Source organism: Bacillus sp. BR3(2024) (assembly GCF_039134555.1).
GTDB lineage: Bacteria > Bacillota > Bacilli > Bacillales > Bacillaceae_G > Bacillus_A > Bacillus_A cereus.
Genome location: NZ_CP152433.1, coordinates 4,432,321 through 4,448,032, shown reverse-complemented (window position 1 = coordinate 4,448,032; position 15,712 = coordinate 4,432,321). Strand labels below are relative to the sequence as shown.

Here is a 15,712-nt window from a genome sequence, read left to right as displayed (position 1 = left end):
GTAAAGTCTGGCGTACTTTATTTTTTACTAGCATTTAAGTTACAATGTAGTAAAAAATAACAATTTAGGGGAAGTCTATGAAAAAAATAGTGTTGATCATTGTACTGTTAATTAGCTTAATTGCAAATGCTAAAGTGTTTCTTTTGGACAAATATATGTATGTTGGTGAAAAAGAAAAGCGAGAAGAAGCGGTTATCGCAACGATGTGGCATTTACAAGATAAAGGATATAAAGAAAGTGATATTTTATATATAAAACCGGCCTTTTATAGCAAAATGGATTCTTATGGTATGAATGTACAGTTTAAAGATGAACCAAATGAATCATATACATATAGAGTTTTAAAAGATGCGAAAACAAATAAACTAACTGTACACCAAGATAGCAATGAGTCTGGTGGTATGGGCGGGAAACATCAAGAGCTTAAATAAAGAAAGAAAACGACTGATGGCATTCGCCTGCAGTCGTTTTCTTTTAATCATACTTATGTCGATCTTCCGTAATTCGAATATACTCAATATCCATCAAATCACGAAGTAATGCACCATTACTTAGTTCAACGCCGTGCTTCTCTTTAAAATGAGTGCGAATCGTATCTAGCATTTCAATTTCTTTGCCGTTCACATCTAAAATAATGCGTTCAGAATCATCCATATAGCATCCTCCTTTTTTACACATATATATTTTGTCCGTCTATTTCTAAAAAATGTATGTTAACGTAATGTTAGGAAATAAGAAAGGGATGGAAAATGAGACGTATTTATTTTATAGGGCTAATTTTGTACACATTCATTGTATTACATGTTGCATTCCCAAATATCTTTTCATTTGAGGATTTAGAAACAGTACACGTTGCGATATTTATTTTTGCTCTATTTGTAGTAGATTGCTTTATTTCTATATGGCTTTCGAAAAGAAAAGATATACAAGGCAAAAAAGAAATGGAACGGAAAAAGAGAAAACGTTCCTTTTGGATGATGACATACTGTTTGTCTTTAGTGCTTACTGCTGCTTTTTTTAGTGAACATATTCCATTAGAAAGAGTAAATATTGGATTTGGAGCATTCGTATTCGCATACTATTTTTTTATGCACTTTCTTCCTTATATGAAAGAAAAGCGAGGAGAAGAGGAAAATCCGCTTGTAGAAGAAGAGAAAGAACAAGAGCATAAGAGAATAGAAGGGGATATAAAGAAACTTGGAGAACAAAAGTGGTATTTAAAATCAAAAATCATATACGTTCTTTGCTTTATTACGCCGCCAATTGGTTATTTGTATGTTTTCTTATTTCGTAAAAAAATGACAGAAGGTGCAAGGCGAACGTACTTAACGGTTGCGACGATTATGATGGCATTATGGTCTTTGAAGTTTCTTCCGCCTTATGTGTTGGCAATTACCGTTGTTGTCGTAGCATGTCTTTTGTTTATAGTGAAGTTTATAAAATGAAAAACACCAAGCCTATGTGGACTTGGTGTTTTATCTATAAATTAAAGCTCACCTTGCTCTTCATCACCACGAACAACAAGGACATCGCATTTCGCATAGCGAATAATATGTTCAGAGACGCTACCAATTAGGAAACGCTCAACAGCATTTAAACCAGTCGCACCACACATAATTAAATCTACTTTATGGTTTGGAGCGATTTCTTTTGAAATTTTTGATTTAGGATTACCGAATTCTAATACAGTTTCAATTTTTTCAAGACCAGCTTCAAGCGCAGTTTTTTTGTAGTCTTCTAATAGGTCTTCTGCAAATAGATTTGCACGTTCCGCAATTGCACGGCTATAAGCTTCTACTGCTGAGTATGCTTTTACATCAACGATATGAGCAATTGTTAATGTTGCATTGTTGCGCTTTGCGACTTGAATTGCTTTTTTAAAGGCTTTTTCTGCTTCTTTAGAACCATCCACTGCGATTAAAATATTTGTATATGTATTATTCATAGTAAATTCCTCCCAATCTGTTTTATAACTGTTTACAACTTAATTATAAAACAAATTTTGGTAACGTGCTTGCCAGAAACGTTACAGAATTTTGAAAACTCTGTTTCAATTCATTTTAGTTGTAATTGGAGCGAGAACTTGTTACATATGAAGTATAGCAATTTAAAAGGGGGCAGTTTTGTGAGACATGCGCTCATTACAGCCGGTACGAAAGGTTTAGGAAAGCAAGTAACAGAAAAGTTATTGGCTAAAGGCTATTCAGTAACAGTAACGTACCATAGCGATATCACGGCTATGGAAACGATGAAAGAAACATATAAAGATGTGGAAGAGCGTCTACAATTCGTGCAAGCGGATGTCACGAAAAAGGAAGATTTACATAAAATAGTAGAAGAAGCGATGAGCCGTTTTGGCAAAATTGACTTTTTAATTAATAATGCTGGTCCATATGTATTTGAACGAAAAAAGTTAGTTGATTATGAAGAAGATGAATGGAATGAAATGATTCAGGGAAATTTAACAGCGGTATTTCATTTATTAAAACTTGTCGTTCCGGTCATGAGAAAACAGAACTTTGGCCGTATTATTAATTACGGATTTCAAGGGGCGGATAGTGCACCGGGATGGATTTATCGTTCAGCTTTTGCCGCAGCGAAAGTAGGACTTGTTTCATTAACGAAAACAGTTGCTTATGAAGAAGCGGAGTATGGTATCACTGCGAACATGGTATGTCCTGGTGATATTATTGGCGATATGAAAGAGGCAACTATTCAAGAAGCACGTCAGCTGAAAGAGCATAACACACCGATTGGTAGATCTGGAACAGGTGAAGATATTGCAAGAACCATTTCGTTTTTATGTGAGGACGATTCCGATATGATTACCGGTACAATTATTGAAGTGACTGGTGCAGTGGATGTTATTCATAGACATCGATAGAATAAAATAAGATGAAGTTTCGAATAATTGGACAGTTTATCCATTGTGCTGAGAGGTGCGGATAATACTGTCCTTTAATATAAAATTAAATCTATCGGAAAACTCGTGTTATTTTTTTGTCAAATATTGAGATATTATGTTAAAATATAAGAGCGTAGAAAGCGCTTTAAAAAATGATTCAGGGGTCATTTCATAACTCAAGGGGGAACTAATCATGCGTATCGGTATTCCAACAGAAATTAAAAACAATGAAAACCGTGTGGCAATGACGCCAGCGGGAGCAGTACATTTAGTACAAAATGGTCACGAAGTTTTTGTTCAAAAAGGAGCAGGTTTAGGATCTGGCTTTACAGATGAAGAATACGTACAAGCTGGTGCGAAACTTGTAGAAACTGCTGAAGAAGCATGGAATCAAGATATGGTTATGAAGGTAAAAGAGCCAGTAGCAAGTGAATACGGCTATTTCCGTGAAGGCTTAATCTTATTCACATACTTACACTTAGCTCCAGAACCAGAATTAACGAAAGCATTAATCGATAACAAAGTTGCATCAATCGCATACGAAACAGTACAATTAGACAATCGTTCTTTACCATTACTTGCACCTATGAGTGAAGTGGCTGGTCGTATGTCTGCACAAATCGGTGCACAATTCCTTGAGAAAAACAAAGGCGGTAAAGGTATTTTACTTGCAGGCGTTCCAGGGGTAAAACGCGGCAAAGTAACAATCATCGGCGGTGGTCAAGCTGGTACAAACGCAGCTAAGATTGCAGTAGGTTTAGGTGCAGATGTAACAATCATTGACTTAAGTGCAGAACGTCTTCGTCAATTAGATGATATTTTCGGTAACCAAGTAAAAACATTAATGTCTAATCCATACAACATTGCAGAAGCTGTTAAAGAATCTGACCTTGTTATTGGAGCAGTATTAATTCCAGGTGCAAAAGCGCCAAAACTTGTAACTGAAGAAATGATTCAATCAATGGAACCAGGTTCTGTCGTTGTAGATATCGCGATTGACCAAGGTGGTATTTTCGAAACAACTGATCGTATTACAACTCATGACAACCCAACTTACGAAAAACATGGCGTTGTTCATTATGCAGTTGCTAATATGCCAGGTGCAGTTCCACGTACGTCAACTCTTGCATTAACAAACGTAACAGTACCATATGCAGTACAAATTGCTAACAAGGGCTACAAAGAAGCTTGCTTAGGCAACACTGCATTATTAAAAGGTATTAACACATTAGATGGTTATGTAACATTCGAAGCAGTTGCGGAAGCTCACGGCTTACAATACGCTGATGCAAAAGAGCTTCTTGAAAAAGCTCCTGCTTTATCATAATAGAAATACATTTGAGACCTTCCTTTTCGTGAGGAGGGTCTTTTTTATATGGAGAAATAACATGTGAATAATTGTTATTTATTGGTGTAAATCGATTTTTATTATGATAATTTAGAATTATATAATAAAAAGAGGGGATTCGATGGGGAGCAAAAAGAGGAAGAAAAAACAGGCAAAGAGACAAAGGTATATAAAGAACAAAAAGGAACAGAACATACCTTTTTCACAAAAAGTAGTCATTACGATAGAGAAAATATTTCGGTATATTTGTATGGCTCTGTATGTAATTTTGTGTATGTATTCATTTGGAGTGTTTTACAGTTTTGAGATAACTCCTAATATTATTGAGAGTATTTTAGAATTTCTCCTTGTTGCAATAGAATTAGTCTTATTCTTTATATTATTTGATACAGTATGGCCTAGTCATGAAAGTAAAAAAGATAGAAAAAGAAGCAAAAAATCTTCATACGCTTCAAGCTCATCAAGTGGATTCGGTGACTACAGTAGCAATGACTGTAGTAGCTCAAGTGATGGTGGAGGAGATTGCGGAGGTGGTGGAGATTAAGTTAGTTTTTTAGAAGAACGACTAATGAAAGGATGGGACGAAAGATGGAGACTGTGAACTTAATAGAATTAACAAAGGATATTAAAGATCAACATAAAAACTTCGTCGTTTCAAATATAAACAGTCATTGCTTACGAATCGCTGTATTTACTGGTGAATATGATTGGCACTATCATTCTAATTCGGATGAATTATTTATTGTGTTAGAGGGAGAATTACTTATTGATTTTGAAGATGGAGAAACAGCGGTTTTAAAGCCAAATGATTCAATCTTAATTCCAGCATGTAAGATTCATAGAACGAGAGCATTAAAGAGAACTGTAAATCTTTGTTTTGAACATATAGAGGCGGATACGATTAAAGTGGAGCAATTATGAAAAAATTATCCGTAGCCGAGTATAGAAAAATCCTTCCGATTTTAGAAAGTCATACAAAAACGACGACGTTTGCTTATGCGGTATGTGATCAAGTGATAGATGGTGAGGTTTTTGCAAACGAGAAATTAACAGCAGGACTAATTCGTACAGCTAACGGTATTTATTATTTATTTGGTGATACTGATGATCAAAATTATAACGAAGATTTATTTTCTTTTATAAAAAAGGCTATTGAAAAAACAGAGAAGAGATTTACATTGTTCTCTTCGAGTAACGAGTGGGAAATGATGATAGAAGAACGTTTTAGTCATGTACTTCGAAACATTCCGCGAATGAAATTTCAAAGCGTAACCTTTGAAGAGAGAAAACGAGATTGTAACAAAAATACATATGAAGTGAAGCGTATTGATAGAAGAGATATAGAACGAAGCAGTGAATTTACAGAGGAGTACTACAAAGAATATTGGGGATCAAAAGAAACGTTTTTAAACGGTGGTTTTGGATTTTGTATAGAACTAGAAGGAATGATTGTAGCGGAATGTGTTTCAATATTTAGTGGGAACGGATTTGCTGAAATTGATATTGTGACGCATAAAGCATATCAAGGGAAAGGATTAGCCCAAGCTGTTGCAGCAAGGTTTATTGAACATTGCATACAAAATGATATTATACCGTGCTGGGATTGTTATGTAGACAATATTCCTTCGCAAAAATTAGCTAGTAAATTAAGTTTTTATCATCCAATAGAATATAGATTGTTTGTACGTAAGAAAACGGGGGAATAAAAATGAATGTGGAGTTAACGAGATTTAAAGTGAAACAAGATAAAAGTCATCGTGTAGATGAATGGATGCAACTTCTGAATGACAATATGAAAGAAGTACTTTTGACATTAAACGACGAAAAGATGTACGTTGAGACAATTTTCCGGGAAATAAGAGATGGAGAAGAGTACTTATATTGGTATTCTGTGCAAGGAGAAGGTGGGGCTCTTGTCGAAAATTCTCATTATGAAATTGATAAAAAGCACTTGGAATTTTGGTATGAGTGTATTGATGAAGAAGCACCTTCTGTTGATATGAAAACAGAAGTCGTTATGATTCAAGATGTTGTGAAGGACGCGATGAAATAATAGATTGGTATTTTATAACCGTAAAAGGGTCATCTTTTTGGTCGGAATATATATTATTGGAGATGCTGTAGGATGAGAATTAGTAATAAATATATCACTCTCGATGAAATAGAAGTAATAAGAGAACCTTTAAATAAATTGTATGAATATCATAATAATACATCAAGGCATTTTTCTGGTGACTATCCAAGAATGACATTTGAGGAACGTATTGAAATTTATAAACAAAATTCAAAGTATGGAGAGTATAGAATTGAATTATTAGTTGAGGCGGAAACAGATAATATATTAGGATGTTGTATAGCGTATAGCAAAAGTGTAAACGGAAAGATTGAAGTTTTATTCGTTGATGAAAGATACCGAAGAAACGGATTTGGTTTGAAATTAATGAATAGTGCAGTGGAATGGTTTAAAGCGAAGAAGATAGATGAAATTGAATTAACAGTAGTGTAGGGAAATGAAGCTGTATCGTTTTATGAAAAGCTGGGGTTTTATCCTCGTTCAATTATTATGGAAACTAAGTCATAACGATAGTATGGAGAGAGATGAGTGAGAGTTTTTGTTTCAAAAAAGTGATTTATATGTTAATAAAATATATGTGAAGGGCGCATCAAAATAGATGTGCTTTTTATTATGATAAAAATGTAGAACAGCTGTATTTGGATATCTTTAAGTGAAAATAAAAGGGATATTAAGAATCTTTTAGGACAAACTATAAAGAAATAAAAAACACCAAACCCAAAGACCTACCAATATACGGTGTAGTCGTAACAGGCAAAACAGAGGATTTACAAAGTTTACAAGGAGCACCATATATTAAGGCTGCTGTAAGAGGTGTAACAGTTGAGAAATATTGATTACAAGCGATTAATGTGAATAATCAGAAAATTTATGTTATAATATGGGAAAAGGAGGTTTATATGAGGCAAATACATGGAGCAATTTATATTTACATAACAATGTTTTTCGTGGCGGTATCCTATGGATTGGGGCACGTGTATTCGCATCCTATACTAACTTTTTTAAGCGGAGCATGTATGGCGTTTGCGCTTCTTGTCCACCTTTTCTCAGTTTGGATCGTGAAATTTCAATTAAATATTAGTGAAATAGAAGAAGGCACTTTTTGAGTGGCCTTCTTTTTTTAATAATATTTTGGAAGTTCTTGTAGCAATTTTTCAATTTCGCATTCTGTTTCTTCACATATAGAAAGCTTGCGCAGTCTGAAAAATAAGCTGCGTAAGAAAGATTTTATATTTCCGTATAGAAACTCGTATGATTCAATATGTAATGTTTGTTTTTGAACGGGTAATTGAGCTACTAAATCACGAAGGGCTAATATGAGTGCTTCTTCCTTTAAGCCATTTTGTAGCATTGCGACAATCGGATAAACGATACGTTCATCTTCTTCATATTTGTAATAGATGGAATGAACACAAACTTTGTTTAATAAAGTTTGTAATATTTCTTCGTAATATAAAGTTTCCAGTTTAGGACTATTCACAAGCGCCTCAAATGTATCAGAAGCATGAGCGATACTATGTGCCCAGCCGTGTTTTTGCACATATCCCCGGAAATCATGTTCGTTGTTCATATATAGAATTAGTTGATCTTTTACATTTGAAATATCAGTCTGTGATAAGAAATTATGATTTGTATCAGCATCAATAATGAGGGCAATTAATAATGTTGTAAATGCTCGGGTAAATACCGCATCTTCATCATCTGAATGAATCTTATACAATAAATATTTTTCACTGATGCTTTCTAATAATAGTTTCTGTAATTGTGTGTGTGAAAGATATTCCTTCTTGATGAGATGAAAAAAAGTAGAGTAGATGAGTTTGTCCCTTAAATAGCTATCAGTATCGCCAATTTGCTCAAGCATATTGGAACTTAAAGAATCAATGTTAAGTGTGTTATCCAGTATGTAATTATTATTACGAATTTCTTCTAACTGTTGTTGTAACATATAAACCCTCTATTTTAGAAAATTCTGTATTTTAATAGTATAATAGAAGGAAGAAATAGACAATAAATAAGTGCATTTGAATGGAGGGGCATGATGAAGAGAGCGTTATTCTTTTTCATTTGTATTTTCTTTTTAGGAAGCTGCTCGATTTGGTATTTTACTTTTTCTAGCGAGAGCAAAAGTTGGACTGGACAATATAAAGGGCATATTAAGGATGACAGTGAAGATGGAATGTTTACGTTTCAATATAAGGGCGGGGATGGAAAGACAGAATTTAAAAACTTAGAGATTGCTATTAATGGAGCCTTTAGTACAATGACACAAACGTCAGAAGTTCATAGAGGAGCAAAGGTTGAAATGAAGTCTTCTTGTGTAAGTTGCGCGCCTATCTCTAAAGATGAACCTATAGAAGTTGTGATTAAATGGGATGATAAGTATGAGGAGAAGATGGTGTTAAATTTGAAATAGCCTAGAGTAAGGAGTTAAAAATGAATAGGCATATGAAAATTGTTATGTTTTTAAGTGTATTTCTAGTCGTATTATCAGCGTGTGATACAAAACAAGTAGAGCAAGTAACGGTAAAAGAAGTACCTAAAGAAGGGTATATCATATTAAGAAATGACACGATGTTTTTTGCCGATGATAAAACGGTTGAAACAAAAGTAGAGTTGCAACATTATATAGAACAACAAATGAATAAAGAGCATCCAGCACATATAGTCTTGAGCTTTAAGGACAAAGACGCATATAAACAGTTAAAAACAGGGGATAAAATAAAAGTATGGTTTTCTCAAATACTTGAAAGTTATCCAGCAAAAATGATTGTAGAGAAATTTGAAATAGTAGGGAAATAGAAAAAGGCAGCACTCCCGCTGCCTTTTTCTATTATTTTACAAATTGTAACTCTTTCGGGAATTTCGTTAAAATTTCTGATCCGTCTTTTGTGATGTAAATATCATCTTCAATACGAACGCCACCTACGTTTGGTACGTAAATACCAGGTTCGATTGTGAAGACCATACCTTCTTTTAATGGAGACTCGTTACCAGCTTTTACATCTGGATATTCGTGTACGCTAATTCCAAGTCCGTGACCAAGTCGGTGTGGGAAGAAGTCTCCGTAACCTGCATCTGCGATAACAGAACGAGCAGCGTTGTCGATTGCGCCAAGTGTAACACCTGGTTTACATGCTTCAACTGCTTGTAGTTGTCCAGCAAGTACAGTGTTGTAAATACGAGTTTGTTCTTCAGAAATCTCGCCGAATGCCACTGTACGTGTAATATCAGAGCAATAACCGTCAATGATTACGCCTAAATCAAATAGTACGAAATCACCGCGTTTCATTTTGTTTGCGCCAGGAATACCGTGTGGAAGAGCTGAGTTCGCACCTGCTAATACCATCGTATCAAATGACATTTTATGTATGCCTTTTGTTTTTAATTCGTGTTCAATAATTGCTAATACTTCTAGTTCACTACGATCTTCTTTAATTGCATTTACACCAACTTCAACAGCATAGTCCGCCATTTTAGCTGCTTCGCGTAAAATAGAAAGTTCTTTTTCATCTTTAATTAAACGAAGTTCGCGAACTTTCTCCTCAGCTGATTTGAAAGCTGCATTTGGGAATAATTTCGTTAATTCTTCGTAGCGCTCTACGTTTAAATGTTCTTTTTCAATTGCAACTGCATTTGCATTGATGCCGCGGTCTTTAATTGCTTTTGCAATCATATCCCATGGTCTGTCAGTATCAGTAAATCCGATAATTTCATGTGCCCAGCCAGCGTTACGTGCTTGACCTTCTTCCATTTTAGGGCAAATTAAAATAGGTTCTTTTTCTTGGAATACAAACATACCAAGTAATCTTTCGTGTGGTTCACAGTGGAAGTTTGTCATGTAGAAGACGTTTGGTGTAGAAGTTAAGAACGCAGCTTCTACGTTTTTTTCTTTTAGCCATTGCATTAAATTTTCTAATCTAGCATTCATCGATTGGCACCCCCGAGATATTTAATTACAAATATAACTTTAACTCGGAAGAAAGCGTTATGACAAGTAAATAGATGTTAGAAAAGACAGGGAATTGAAAAATCATGTAGAATACAAAGTGAGAATGTGAACAGGGGAGGAATGTAATAATGAAAGTATCTTATCATGGACATTCAGTTGTGAAAATTGAGGCGAATGGAAAAGTTATTTTAATTGACCCGTTTTTAACAGGTAATCCGAAAACAGATTTAAAAACTGAAGATGTAAAAGTGGATGCAATTCTTTTATCGCATGGACACGGTGATCATGTTGGAGATACAGTAGAACTTGCGAAGAAAAATAATGCAGTTGTTGTAGCGCCATTTGAACTAGCAACATTTTTAAGTTGGCAAGGTGTAAATACACACCCGATGCATATTGGTGGTTCACATGAATTTGACTTCGGAAAAGTGAAGTTTACACAAGCATTCCACGGCTCTAGTTATATTGATGAAGAAAATAAGACGATTACATATACAGGTATGCCAGCAGGTATTTTATTTACAGCAGAAGAGAAAACTGTATACCACGCAGGAGATACTGCACTATTCTCTGATATGAAGTTAATTGGGGAATTAAATAAAGTTGATCTAGCATTTTTACCAATTGGTGATAATTTCACAATGGGACCAGAAGATGCTGTACTAGCGGCAAAATGGATTAATGCGAAAACTGTTGTACCGATGCATTACAATACGTTCCCAGTTATTGAACAAGATCCATATCAATTTGTAGAAAAGCTACAAAATTGTACAGGGAAAGTATTAGAAGCTGGAGAAAGTATTACACTATAGAAAAGAAACCCTTCATTTGAAAAGAAAAGTGAAGGGTTTTTTACGTGTGTAGGCCAGCTTTTAATGCTTGTATTTGTTTTGGTGATTCTTTTCTTTTGGTACGTGGTTGTTCAGGTGTTTCATTCAATTCCATTGCAACTTTTTTCCCATCTACGAAAGCTAAAAATACAGCACCTACAACCTTTAAAAGTTTTTTCATCATGTGTTCGCTCCTCTGTTTTATTTCTTGTCTTAATTGTATAGGCAATTAAGTGGGCGAACTATCGAATGAGATGACAATAGCATTACATTGTTGTAATAGAATGACTGGTGGAATGTAAGCGTCATTTTGTTATAAAAAAAATAGTACAGGTATGCAAAGAGAGAGTGTAACAGTTTTGAAAATATAGTATACTAAAAGTACAACACATGAAGAATTTAGGGAAAAGAAAGTATGGTGAAACCATTTGGCTACCAAGCATAACCAAATTTTAGAACATATTAATAGCCTGCCAGTAGGCCATAAAATTTCTGTAAGACAAATTGCGAAAGATTTGAGTGTAAGTGAAGGGACCGCTTACCGTGCAATTAAAGATGCAGAAAATAAAGGATATGTTAGTACAATTGAACGTGTCGGAACAATTCGAATTGAACAAAAGAAGAAAGAGAATATCGAAAAACTGACATATGCAGAAGTCGTTAACATTGTCGACGGTCAAGTACTTGGAGGCAGAGAAGGACTACATAAAACATTAAATAAATTCGTAATCGGAGCTATGAAATTAGAAGCGATGATGCGCTATACAGAAGCTGGGAATTTACTCATTATTGGTAACCGTACCAATGCACATGAATTAGCGCTAGAAACTGGAGCCGCTGTATTAATTACGGGCGGATTTGATACGGAAGATCATGTGAAGAAATTAGCAGACGAATTAAAGCTGCCGATCATTTCAAGTAGCTACGATACATTTACGGTCGCAACGTTAATTAATCGTGCAATTTATGACCAACTTATTAAGAAAGAAATTGTACTCGTTGAAGATATTTTAACGCCAATTGAAGAAACGTTATATTTAAAGCCGAGTGATACAGTACAGCAATGGCATGCATATAACGAAGAGACAATGCACGGAAGATATCCAATTGTCGATGAAAGTAACAAAGTACTAGGAATCGTAACTTCAAAAGATATGATCGGAGTAGCGAAAGAAACACCAATTGATAAAGTAATGACAAAACACCCAATTACAGTGAACGGTAAAATGTCTGTCGCAGCTGCGGCACGTATGATGGTGTGGGAAGGAATTGAATTACTTCCTGTCGTTGAGGAAGGAAACAAACTGCAAGGTATTATTAGCCGTCAAGATGTACTTCAGGCACTGCAAATGATTCAACGTCAGCCACAAGTTGGAGAAACCATTGATGATATTGTAACGAATCAATTTATGACACCAAAAGAAGCGAAGAATGAGCATCTATATCAATTTTCGGTGACGCCGCAAATGACGAACTCAATCGGGACGTTATCGTACGGTGTATTTGCAACAATTGTGACAGAAGCGACAAATCGCGTCATTCGTGCGCAAAAGAAAAGTGATTTAATTGTTGAAAACTTAACGATTTATTTCGTAAAGCCGGTTCAAATTGATAATGTTGTATCTGTTCATCCGAAAGTATTAGAAATTGGACGTAAATTTGGTAAGGTCGATGTAGAGGTGCATCATGAAGGTAATGTTGTTGGAAAAGCATTACTTATGGTTCAGTTAATCGATAAATAAAAAGATGGAACAAATCGTTTTGATTTGTTCCATCTTTTTTTGTTGTTTTAAATTTGAAAGGTATGATTTTAGATGGGAGTTTTGGTGAAATATGTATGGGATGGAGTGGAAAAGTAATGTGAGAAAAGACGGAATAATAATTCAATTCAGTTGTATATTGTGTTATGATTATATTGTAAGAAAATGGAATTGTGAGAGGTGGTATACATTATGTCGTCAGCCGTACTCTTTTTTGGTAGTATCTCACTATTTTACTTTCTTGTAATGATACCGATTCAATATTTATATTTACAAGGTTTACATGAAAAAAAGGAAAAGACAGGATTATCTCAGCGAGAGCTATATGAAAAAATGTCTTTTGGAGAAGAACAATTACATTTTCACGTACAAGGGAACCCATTTAATATACCATCTGCGTTTGTTGCGTATATGATTTTGAAAGTTAAGGGACGTAAAAAAGCATCACAATATTGATGCTTTTTTACGTTGCTTCATAGACTTCAGCTTCTTTAACTGCTAATGGCAAGAAATGTTTGTATTGGCGAAACCCGTTAAATACACTTGCACTACCAAATAGAACGAATAAAACACCAACGATAATACGAGCGGTTGAAAGTTCTAAAAAGAATTGGTTTATCCCGAAAAATAAAACGAATGAACCGAGTGCCATTGCGGATTTTCCTGAGAGCCAACCTTTCTCCATTGGGCGGTTTGTACGAAAGTATTTTGTTTTGTAAAAGAGGTACAACATAAATGAGACGATAATACAGAAGACTAATACTGGCATAATGAACACTCCCATCGCTTTGTGAAAAATAATAGAAAAGAAAAAGAAATATCTAAACTTTCTAACTTTTATTATAAAGCAATTGTTCGCATGTATGAAATACTTTCCGTTATAATGGAGGATAAAGTGAAGAAGTTGATTAAAAAGGAGATTATACATATGCATGAGCAAATTTTAGGAGCAATTAAAGAGTTTGATACAATTATTATTCATCGCCACGTGCGTCCGGATCCAGATGCGTTAGGTTCACAGGGTGGTCTTGGTACAATTCTACAAGAATCGTTTCCAGAGAAAAATATTTATACGGTTGGGTACAATGAGCCGTCACTAGCATACTTACGAGTAATGGATGATATTGAAGATAGTGTATACGAAAATGCGCTTGTTATTGTTTGTGATACTGCGAATCAAGAACGTGTTGACGATCAACGCTATACAAAAGGGAAGATGTTAATTAAAATTGATCATCATCCAAATGAAGATCCATATGGAGATATTACGTGGGTAGATACGACAGCGAGTTCTACAAGTGAAATGATTTATGAGTTTTATAACTATGGAAAAGATAAAGGATTAAAAATAACAAAAGAAGCAGCCCGCCTTATTTTAGCAGGAATTGTTGGAGATACAGGTCGTTTCTTATTCCCGAATACGACAGCAAAAACACTTCGTTACGTAAGTGAGCTTGTTGACATGGGTGTGAAATTCACAGATTTATACAATGAGATGTATAAGACAAAAGAAAAAATTGCTCGTTTAAACGGTTATATTTTACAAAACTTTACGATGGTAGAAGAAGGAGTAGCTTACATTAAATTAACGAAAGAAGTATTAGAAGAGTTTGATGTACTTCCTTCTGAAGCATCTGGTGTTGTTGGAGCGCTTGGCAATATTGATGGATTAAAGGCGTGGGTTCTATTTTTAGAGGAAGACGACGTAATTCGTGTTCGTCTTCGTTCAAAAGGACCAGTTATAAACAAATTAGCAATGCAATATAACGGCGGGGGGCATCCGATGGCTTCTGGTGCGAAGGCATCTTCTTGGGAAGAAGCGGATCGTCTTTTTGCTGATTTACGTGAGATTTGTAAATAAGAGACTATATGTTAGAACGAAAAGAAGGAGCGGCGCTAAAGCCCTCCTTCTTTATTTTTCTTTCTCTATAGTAATGCTAATTTCAAGCACTGTATCAAAAGATATTGTATCGACTTTAAAACGGTATAGCCGATCGTAATGTTTGTACGTTTTATTTTCGATTACCTTTTTAAGTAGGTCTTTATTTTTTGCGATACTTTGAATGTTTTTGGTTAAAAGATGTTGGAGGTCATTATGGATAGATGTAGTCATATTTTCGAGTGTGAGATTGTCTAAATCGTATTTTTCTCGATTGATAAGTTTTATTTTAATCTCTTGAATGGTTAAGAGCCGTTTATTTTCAGTGTTCAATTTTTCTTGATCTTCGAGAAGGACGTGGAGCTTTGCTTCTTGTTTTTCTATAATTTCTCTTTGTTCTGCTATTTTACTAGCTTGTTCTTCTTGAAAAACACCGTATATGTACAAAAAAATAAACCAGCTCAACACGCCTCCAACAGCAGCTCCAGCTAATACTAAGTACCATCTTTTTGCTGTATTGGCACTTGGTACTCTCATACATGTTCCTGCGTTAGCCATTTAATAATAATGAGACCTGTTTGCATACCACCAGTTGCGAAAAAAATAAGGAGAATTTGCTTTACGATATCTTTCATATCTCCGCCAAAGAAACTTCTTTCAAAGCTATAAAAGGTATCGAATGTTCCGCCGATTGCTGCAACGAGTGCCCAAATTCTTAAATTTTGGGCGAATTGATTAATGTAAGTTAGAGCTGGTTTTCCGATAAGAAACGCACCAAATCCACCAATTAATGAACCGCCAAGTATAACCCCAAAGGCAATAAAATAACTAATAATAAGCAGAGAGAAAAAAGTATGTTCTCTTACATCCATCGTCATTCCCCTTTCTTCTTCATATATATGGACAAAGTATAAGAAGTATGTTTTGATTTCCGCTTTCCTCATCACCTATAATAAAAGTAGTC

23 protein-coding genes and 2 pseudogenes are annotated in these 15,712 nt (G+C 34.9%); 17 read left to right on the top strand and 8 right to left on the bottom strand.

Annotated features, from left to right (window positions below):
• Positions 1–77 precede the first annotated feature (77 nt).
• A complete protein-coding gene (locus tag V7S45_RS22905; RefSeq protein WP_000725032.1) occupies positions 78–431 on the top strand; it encodes a DUF3139 domain-containing protein in 354 nt (117 codons plus the stop codon).
• A gap of 43 nt (positions 432–474) precedes the next feature.
• Here the strand turns inward: V7S45_RS22905 and V7S45_RS22900 are convergent, their stop codons facing one another.
• On the bottom strand, positions 475–654 hold the full coding sequence (locus tag V7S45_RS22900; RefSeq protein WP_000342760.1) for a hypothetical protein: 180 nt from the start codon (positions 652–654) through the stop codon (positions 475–477).
• Between the two features lie 95 nt (positions 655–749).
• Here V7S45_RS22900 and V7S45_RS22895 point away from each other — a divergent pair, with 95 nt between their 5' ends.
• On the top strand, positions 750–1,445 hold the full coding sequence (locus V7S45_RS22895; RefSeq protein WP_001252878.1) for a hypothetical protein: 696 nt from the start codon (positions 750–752) through the stop codon (positions 1,443–1,445).
• A gap of 41 nt (positions 1,446–1,486) precedes the next feature.
• Here V7S45_RS22895 and V7S45_RS22890 read toward each other — a convergent pair whose 3' ends face one another.
• On the bottom strand, positions 1,487–1,945 hold the full coding sequence (locus tag V7S45_RS22890; protein WP_001066673.1) for a universal stress protein: 459 nt from the start codon (positions 1,943–1,945) through the stop codon (positions 1,487–1,489).
• A gap of 147 nt (positions 1,946–2,092) precedes the next feature.
• Between V7S45_RS22890 and V7S45_RS22885 the strand changes: the two genes are divergently transcribed.
• The 9 genes and pseudogenes from V7S45_RS22885 (at position 2,093) to V7S45_RS22845 (ending at position 7,433) form a co-directional block, all read left to right on the top strand.
• A complete protein-coding gene (locus tag V7S45_RS22885) occupies positions 2,093–2,884 on the top strand; it encodes an SDR family oxidoreductase (RefSeq protein WP_002024902.1) in 792 nt (263 codons plus the stop codon).
• A 214-nt stretch (positions 2,885–3,098) separates the two neighbouring features.
• Complete coding sequence (gene ald / locus V7S45_RS22880; RefSeq protein ID WP_001219403.1) at positions 3,099–4,232, top strand: alanine dehydrogenase; 1,134 nt, start codon at positions 3,099–3,101, stop codon at positions 4,230–4,232.
• A 142-nt stretch (positions 4,233–4,374) separates the two neighbouring features.
• Positions 4,375–4,797: a hypothetical protein gene (locus V7S45_RS22875; RefSeq protein WP_205171924.1), complete on the top strand. Its 423-nt coding sequence runs from the start codon at positions 4,375–4,377 to the stop codon at positions 4,795–4,797.
• 44 nt (positions 4,798–4,841) lie between these two features.
• Positions 4,842–5,174: a cupin domain-containing protein gene (locus tag V7S45_RS22870; protein ID WP_000450925.1), complete on the top strand. Its 333-nt coding sequence runs from the start codon at positions 4,842–4,844 to the stop codon at positions 5,172–5,174.
• Positions 5,171–5,959: a GNAT family N-acetyltransferase gene (locus tag V7S45_RS22865; protein WP_000736747.1), complete on the top strand. Its 789-nt coding sequence runs from the start codon at positions 5,171–5,173 to the stop codon at positions 5,957–5,959. The genes V7S45_RS22870 and V7S45_RS22865 overlap by 4 nt, the downstream gene beginning before the upstream one ends.
• 2 nt (positions 5,960–5,961) lie before the next feature.
• Positions 5,962–6,306 (top strand): DUF6176 family protein, encoded by a 345-nt coding sequence (locus V7S45_RS22860; protein WP_001100223.1) that lies wholly within the window; start codon positions 5,962–5,964, stop codon positions 6,304–6,306.
• A gap of 72 nt (positions 6,307–6,378) precedes the next feature.
• A pseudogene (locus tag V7S45_RS22855) lies at positions 6,379–6,834 on the top strand (GNAT family N-acetyltransferase).
• Positions 6,835–6,992: 158 nt separating this feature from the next.
• Positions 6,993–7,163 (top strand): annotated as a pseudogene (locus V7S45_RS22850) (anti sigma factor C-terminal domain-containing protein); the annotation flags it as partial.
• A 63-nt stretch (positions 7,164–7,226) separates the two neighbouring features.
• A complete protein-coding gene (locus tag V7S45_RS22845) occupies positions 7,227–7,433 on the top strand; it encodes a hypothetical protein (protein ID WP_001248908.1) in 207 nt (68 codons plus the stop codon).
• A 14-nt stretch (positions 7,434–7,447) separates the two neighbouring features.
• Here V7S45_RS22845 and V7S45_RS22840 read toward each other — a convergent pair whose 3' ends face one another.
• On the bottom strand, positions 7,448–8,275 hold the full coding sequence (locus V7S45_RS22840; protein WP_342761499.1) for a DUF2785 domain-containing protein: 828 nt from the start codon (positions 8,273–8,275) through the stop codon (positions 7,448–7,450).
• A gap of 93 nt (positions 8,276–8,368) precedes the next feature.
• Here V7S45_RS22840 and V7S45_RS22835 point away from each other — a divergent pair, with 93 nt between their 5' ends.
• On the top strand, positions 8,369–8,743 hold the full coding sequence (locus tag V7S45_RS22835; protein WP_140158235.1) for a hypothetical protein: 375 nt from the start codon (positions 8,369–8,371) through the stop codon (positions 8,741–8,743).
• A 20-nt stretch (positions 8,744–8,763) separates the two neighbouring features.
• The gene (locus V7S45_RS22830) at positions 8,764–9,129 is read left to right on the top strand and encodes a DUF3221 domain-containing protein (RefSeq protein ID WP_001079377.1); all 366 of its coding nucleotides are present in this window, start codon (positions 8,764–8,766) and stop codon (positions 9,127–9,129) included.
• A gap of 31 nt (positions 9,130–9,160) precedes the next feature.
• On the opposite strand, the gene pepQ is transcribed toward V7S45_RS22830, so the two are convergent.
• Entirely contained in the window at positions 9,161–10,258 is a 1,098-nt protein-coding gene (gene pepQ / locus V7S45_RS22825) for a Xaa-Pro dipeptidase (RefSeq protein ID WP_000994026.1), read from the bottom strand.
• Between the two features lie 149 nt (positions 10,259–10,407).
• Between pepQ and V7S45_RS22820 the strand changes: the two genes are divergently transcribed.
• Complete coding sequence (locus tag V7S45_RS22820) at positions 10,408–11,091, top strand: metal-dependent hydrolase (RefSeq protein WP_000868927.1); 684 nt, start codon at positions 10,408–10,410, stop codon at positions 11,089–11,091.
• 40 nt (positions 11,092–11,131) lie between these two features.
• Here the strand turns inward: V7S45_RS22820 and V7S45_RS22815 are convergent, their stop codons facing one another.
• Positions 11,132–11,293, bottom strand: a complete 162-nt coding sequence (locus V7S45_RS22815) for a hypothetical protein (protein ID WP_342761498.1) — start codon at positions 11,291–11,293, stop codon at positions 11,132–11,134.
• A gap of 244 nt (positions 11,294–11,537) precedes the next feature.
• Here V7S45_RS22815 and V7S45_RS22810 point away from each other — a divergent pair, with 244 nt between their 5' ends.
• A complete protein-coding gene (locus V7S45_RS22810; RefSeq protein WP_000201572.1) occupies positions 11,538–12,851 on the top strand; it encodes a CBS domain-containing protein in 1,314 nt (437 codons plus the stop codon).
• A 210-nt stretch (positions 12,852–13,061) separates the two neighbouring features.
• Positions 13,062–13,325 (top strand): DUF3949 domain-containing protein, encoded by a 264-nt coding sequence (locus V7S45_RS22805; protein WP_342761497.1) that lies wholly within the window; start codon positions 13,062–13,064, stop codon positions 13,323–13,325.
• Positions 13,326–13,332: 7 nt separating this feature from the next.
• Here V7S45_RS22805 and V7S45_RS22800 read toward each other — a convergent pair whose 3' ends face one another.
• The gene (locus V7S45_RS22800) at positions 13,333–13,638 is read right to left on the bottom strand and encodes a YtpI family protein (RefSeq protein WP_001144776.1); all 306 of its coding nucleotides are present in this window, start codon (positions 13,636–13,638) and stop codon (positions 13,333–13,335) included.
• A gap of 159 nt (positions 13,639–13,797) precedes the next feature.
• On the opposite strand from V7S45_RS22800, the gene V7S45_RS22795 reads away from it, so the two are divergent.
• Positions 13,798–14,730, top strand: coding sequence for a bifunctional oligoribonuclease/PAP phosphatase NrnA (locus V7S45_RS22795; protein WP_000545138.1), 933 nt, complete (start codon positions 13,798–13,800; stop codon positions 14,728–14,730).
• A 51-nt stretch (positions 14,731–14,781) separates the two neighbouring features.
• Here the strand turns inward: V7S45_RS22795 and ytrI are convergent, their stop codons facing one another.
• Positions 14,782–15,285 carry a sporulation membrane protein YtrI gene (ytrI, locus tag V7S45_RS22790; protein ID WP_001265736.1) on the bottom strand — a complete coding sequence of 168 codons (504 nt, stop codon included), beginning with the start codon at positions 15,283–15,285 and terminating at the stop codon, positions 14,782–14,784.
• On the bottom strand, positions 15,282–15,695 hold the full coding sequence (locus V7S45_RS22785; protein WP_002005839.1) for a YtrH family sporulation protein: 414 nt from the start codon (positions 15,693–15,695) through the stop codon (positions 15,282–15,284). Before V7S45_RS22785 ends, ytrI begins: the two co-directional genes overlap by 4 nt.
• Positions 15,696–15,712 lie beyond the last annotated feature (17 nt).

Excerpts from the sequence above, each read along its gene's own strand:
- V7S45_RS22905 (WP_000725032.1), top strand. The coding sequence starts at position 78 with ATGAAAAAAATAGTGTTGATCATTGTACTGTTAATTAGCTTAATTGCA.
- V7S45_RS22900 (WP_000342760.1), bottom strand. The coding sequence starts at position 654 with ATGGATGATTCTGAACGCATTATTTTAGATGTGAACGGCAAAGAAATT.
- V7S45_RS22895 (WP_001252878.1), top strand. The coding sequence starts at position 750 with ATGAGACGTATTTATTTTATAGGGCTAATTTTGTACACATTCATTGTA.
- V7S45_RS22890 (WP_001066673.1), bottom strand. The coding sequence starts at position 1,945 with ATGAATAATACATATACAAATATTTTAATCGCAGTGGATGGTTCTAAA.
- V7S45_RS22885 (WP_002024902.1), top strand. The coding sequence starts at position 2,093 with ATGAAGTATAGCAATTTAAAAGGGGGCAGTTTTGTGAGACATGCGCTC.
- ald (WP_001219403.1), top strand. The coding sequence starts at position 3,099 with ATGCGTATCGGTATTCCAACAGAAATTAAAAACAATGAAAACCGTGTG.
- V7S45_RS22875 (WP_205171924.1), top strand. The coding sequence starts at position 4,375 with ATGGGGAGCAAAAAGAGGAAGAAAAAACAGGCAAAGAGACAAAGGTAT.
- V7S45_RS22870 (WP_000450925.1), top strand. The coding sequence starts at position 4,842 with ATGGAGACTGTGAACTTAATAGAATTAACAAAGGATATTAAAGATCAA.
- V7S45_RS22865 (WP_000736747.1), top strand. The coding sequence starts at position 5,171 with ATGAAAAAATTATCCGTAGCCGAGTATAGAAAAATCCTTCCGATTTTA.
- V7S45_RS22860 (WP_001100223.1), top strand. The coding sequence starts at position 5,962 with ATGAATGTGGAGTTAACGAGATTTAAAGTGAAACAAGATAAAAGTCAT.
- V7S45_RS22845 (WP_001248908.1), top strand. The coding sequence starts at position 7,227 with ATGAGGCAAATACATGGAGCAATTTATATTTACATAACAATGTTTTTC.
- V7S45_RS22840 (WP_342761499.1), bottom strand. The coding sequence starts at position 8,275 with ATGTTACAACAACAGTTAGAAGAAATTCGTAATAATAATTACATACTG.
- V7S45_RS22835 (WP_140158235.1), top strand. The coding sequence starts at position 8,369 with ATGAAGAGAGCGTTATTCTTTTTCATTTGTATTTTCTTTTTAGGAAGC.
- V7S45_RS22830 (WP_001079377.1), top strand. The coding sequence starts at position 8,764 with ATGAATAGGCATATGAAAATTGTTATGTTTTTAAGTGTATTTCTAGTC.
- pepQ (WP_000994026.1), bottom strand. The coding sequence starts at position 10,258 with ATGAATGCTAGATTAGAAAATTTAATGCAATGGCTAAAAGAAAAAAAC.
- V7S45_RS22820 (WP_000868927.1), top strand. The coding sequence starts at position 10,408 with ATGAAAGTATCTTATCATGGACATTCAGTTGTGAAAATTGAGGCGAAT.
- V7S45_RS22815 (WP_342761498.1), bottom strand. The coding sequence starts at position 11,293 with ATGATGAAAAAACTTTTAAAGGTTGTAGGTGCTGTATTTTTAGCTTTC.
- V7S45_RS22805 (WP_342761497.1), top strand. The coding sequence starts at position 13,062 with ATGTCGTCAGCCGTACTCTTTTTTGGTAGTATCTCACTATTTTACTTT.
- V7S45_RS22800 (WP_001144776.1), bottom strand. The coding sequence starts at position 13,638 with ATGCCAGTATTAGTCTTCTGTATTATCGTCTCATTTATGTTGTACCTC.
- V7S45_RS22795 (WP_000545138.1), top strand. The coding sequence starts at position 13,798 with ATGCATGAGCAAATTTTAGGAGCAATTAAAGAGTTTGATACAATTATT.
- ytrI (WP_001265736.1), bottom strand. The coding sequence starts at position 15,285 with ATGAGAGTACCAAGTGCCAATACAGCAAAAAGATGGTACTTAGTATTA.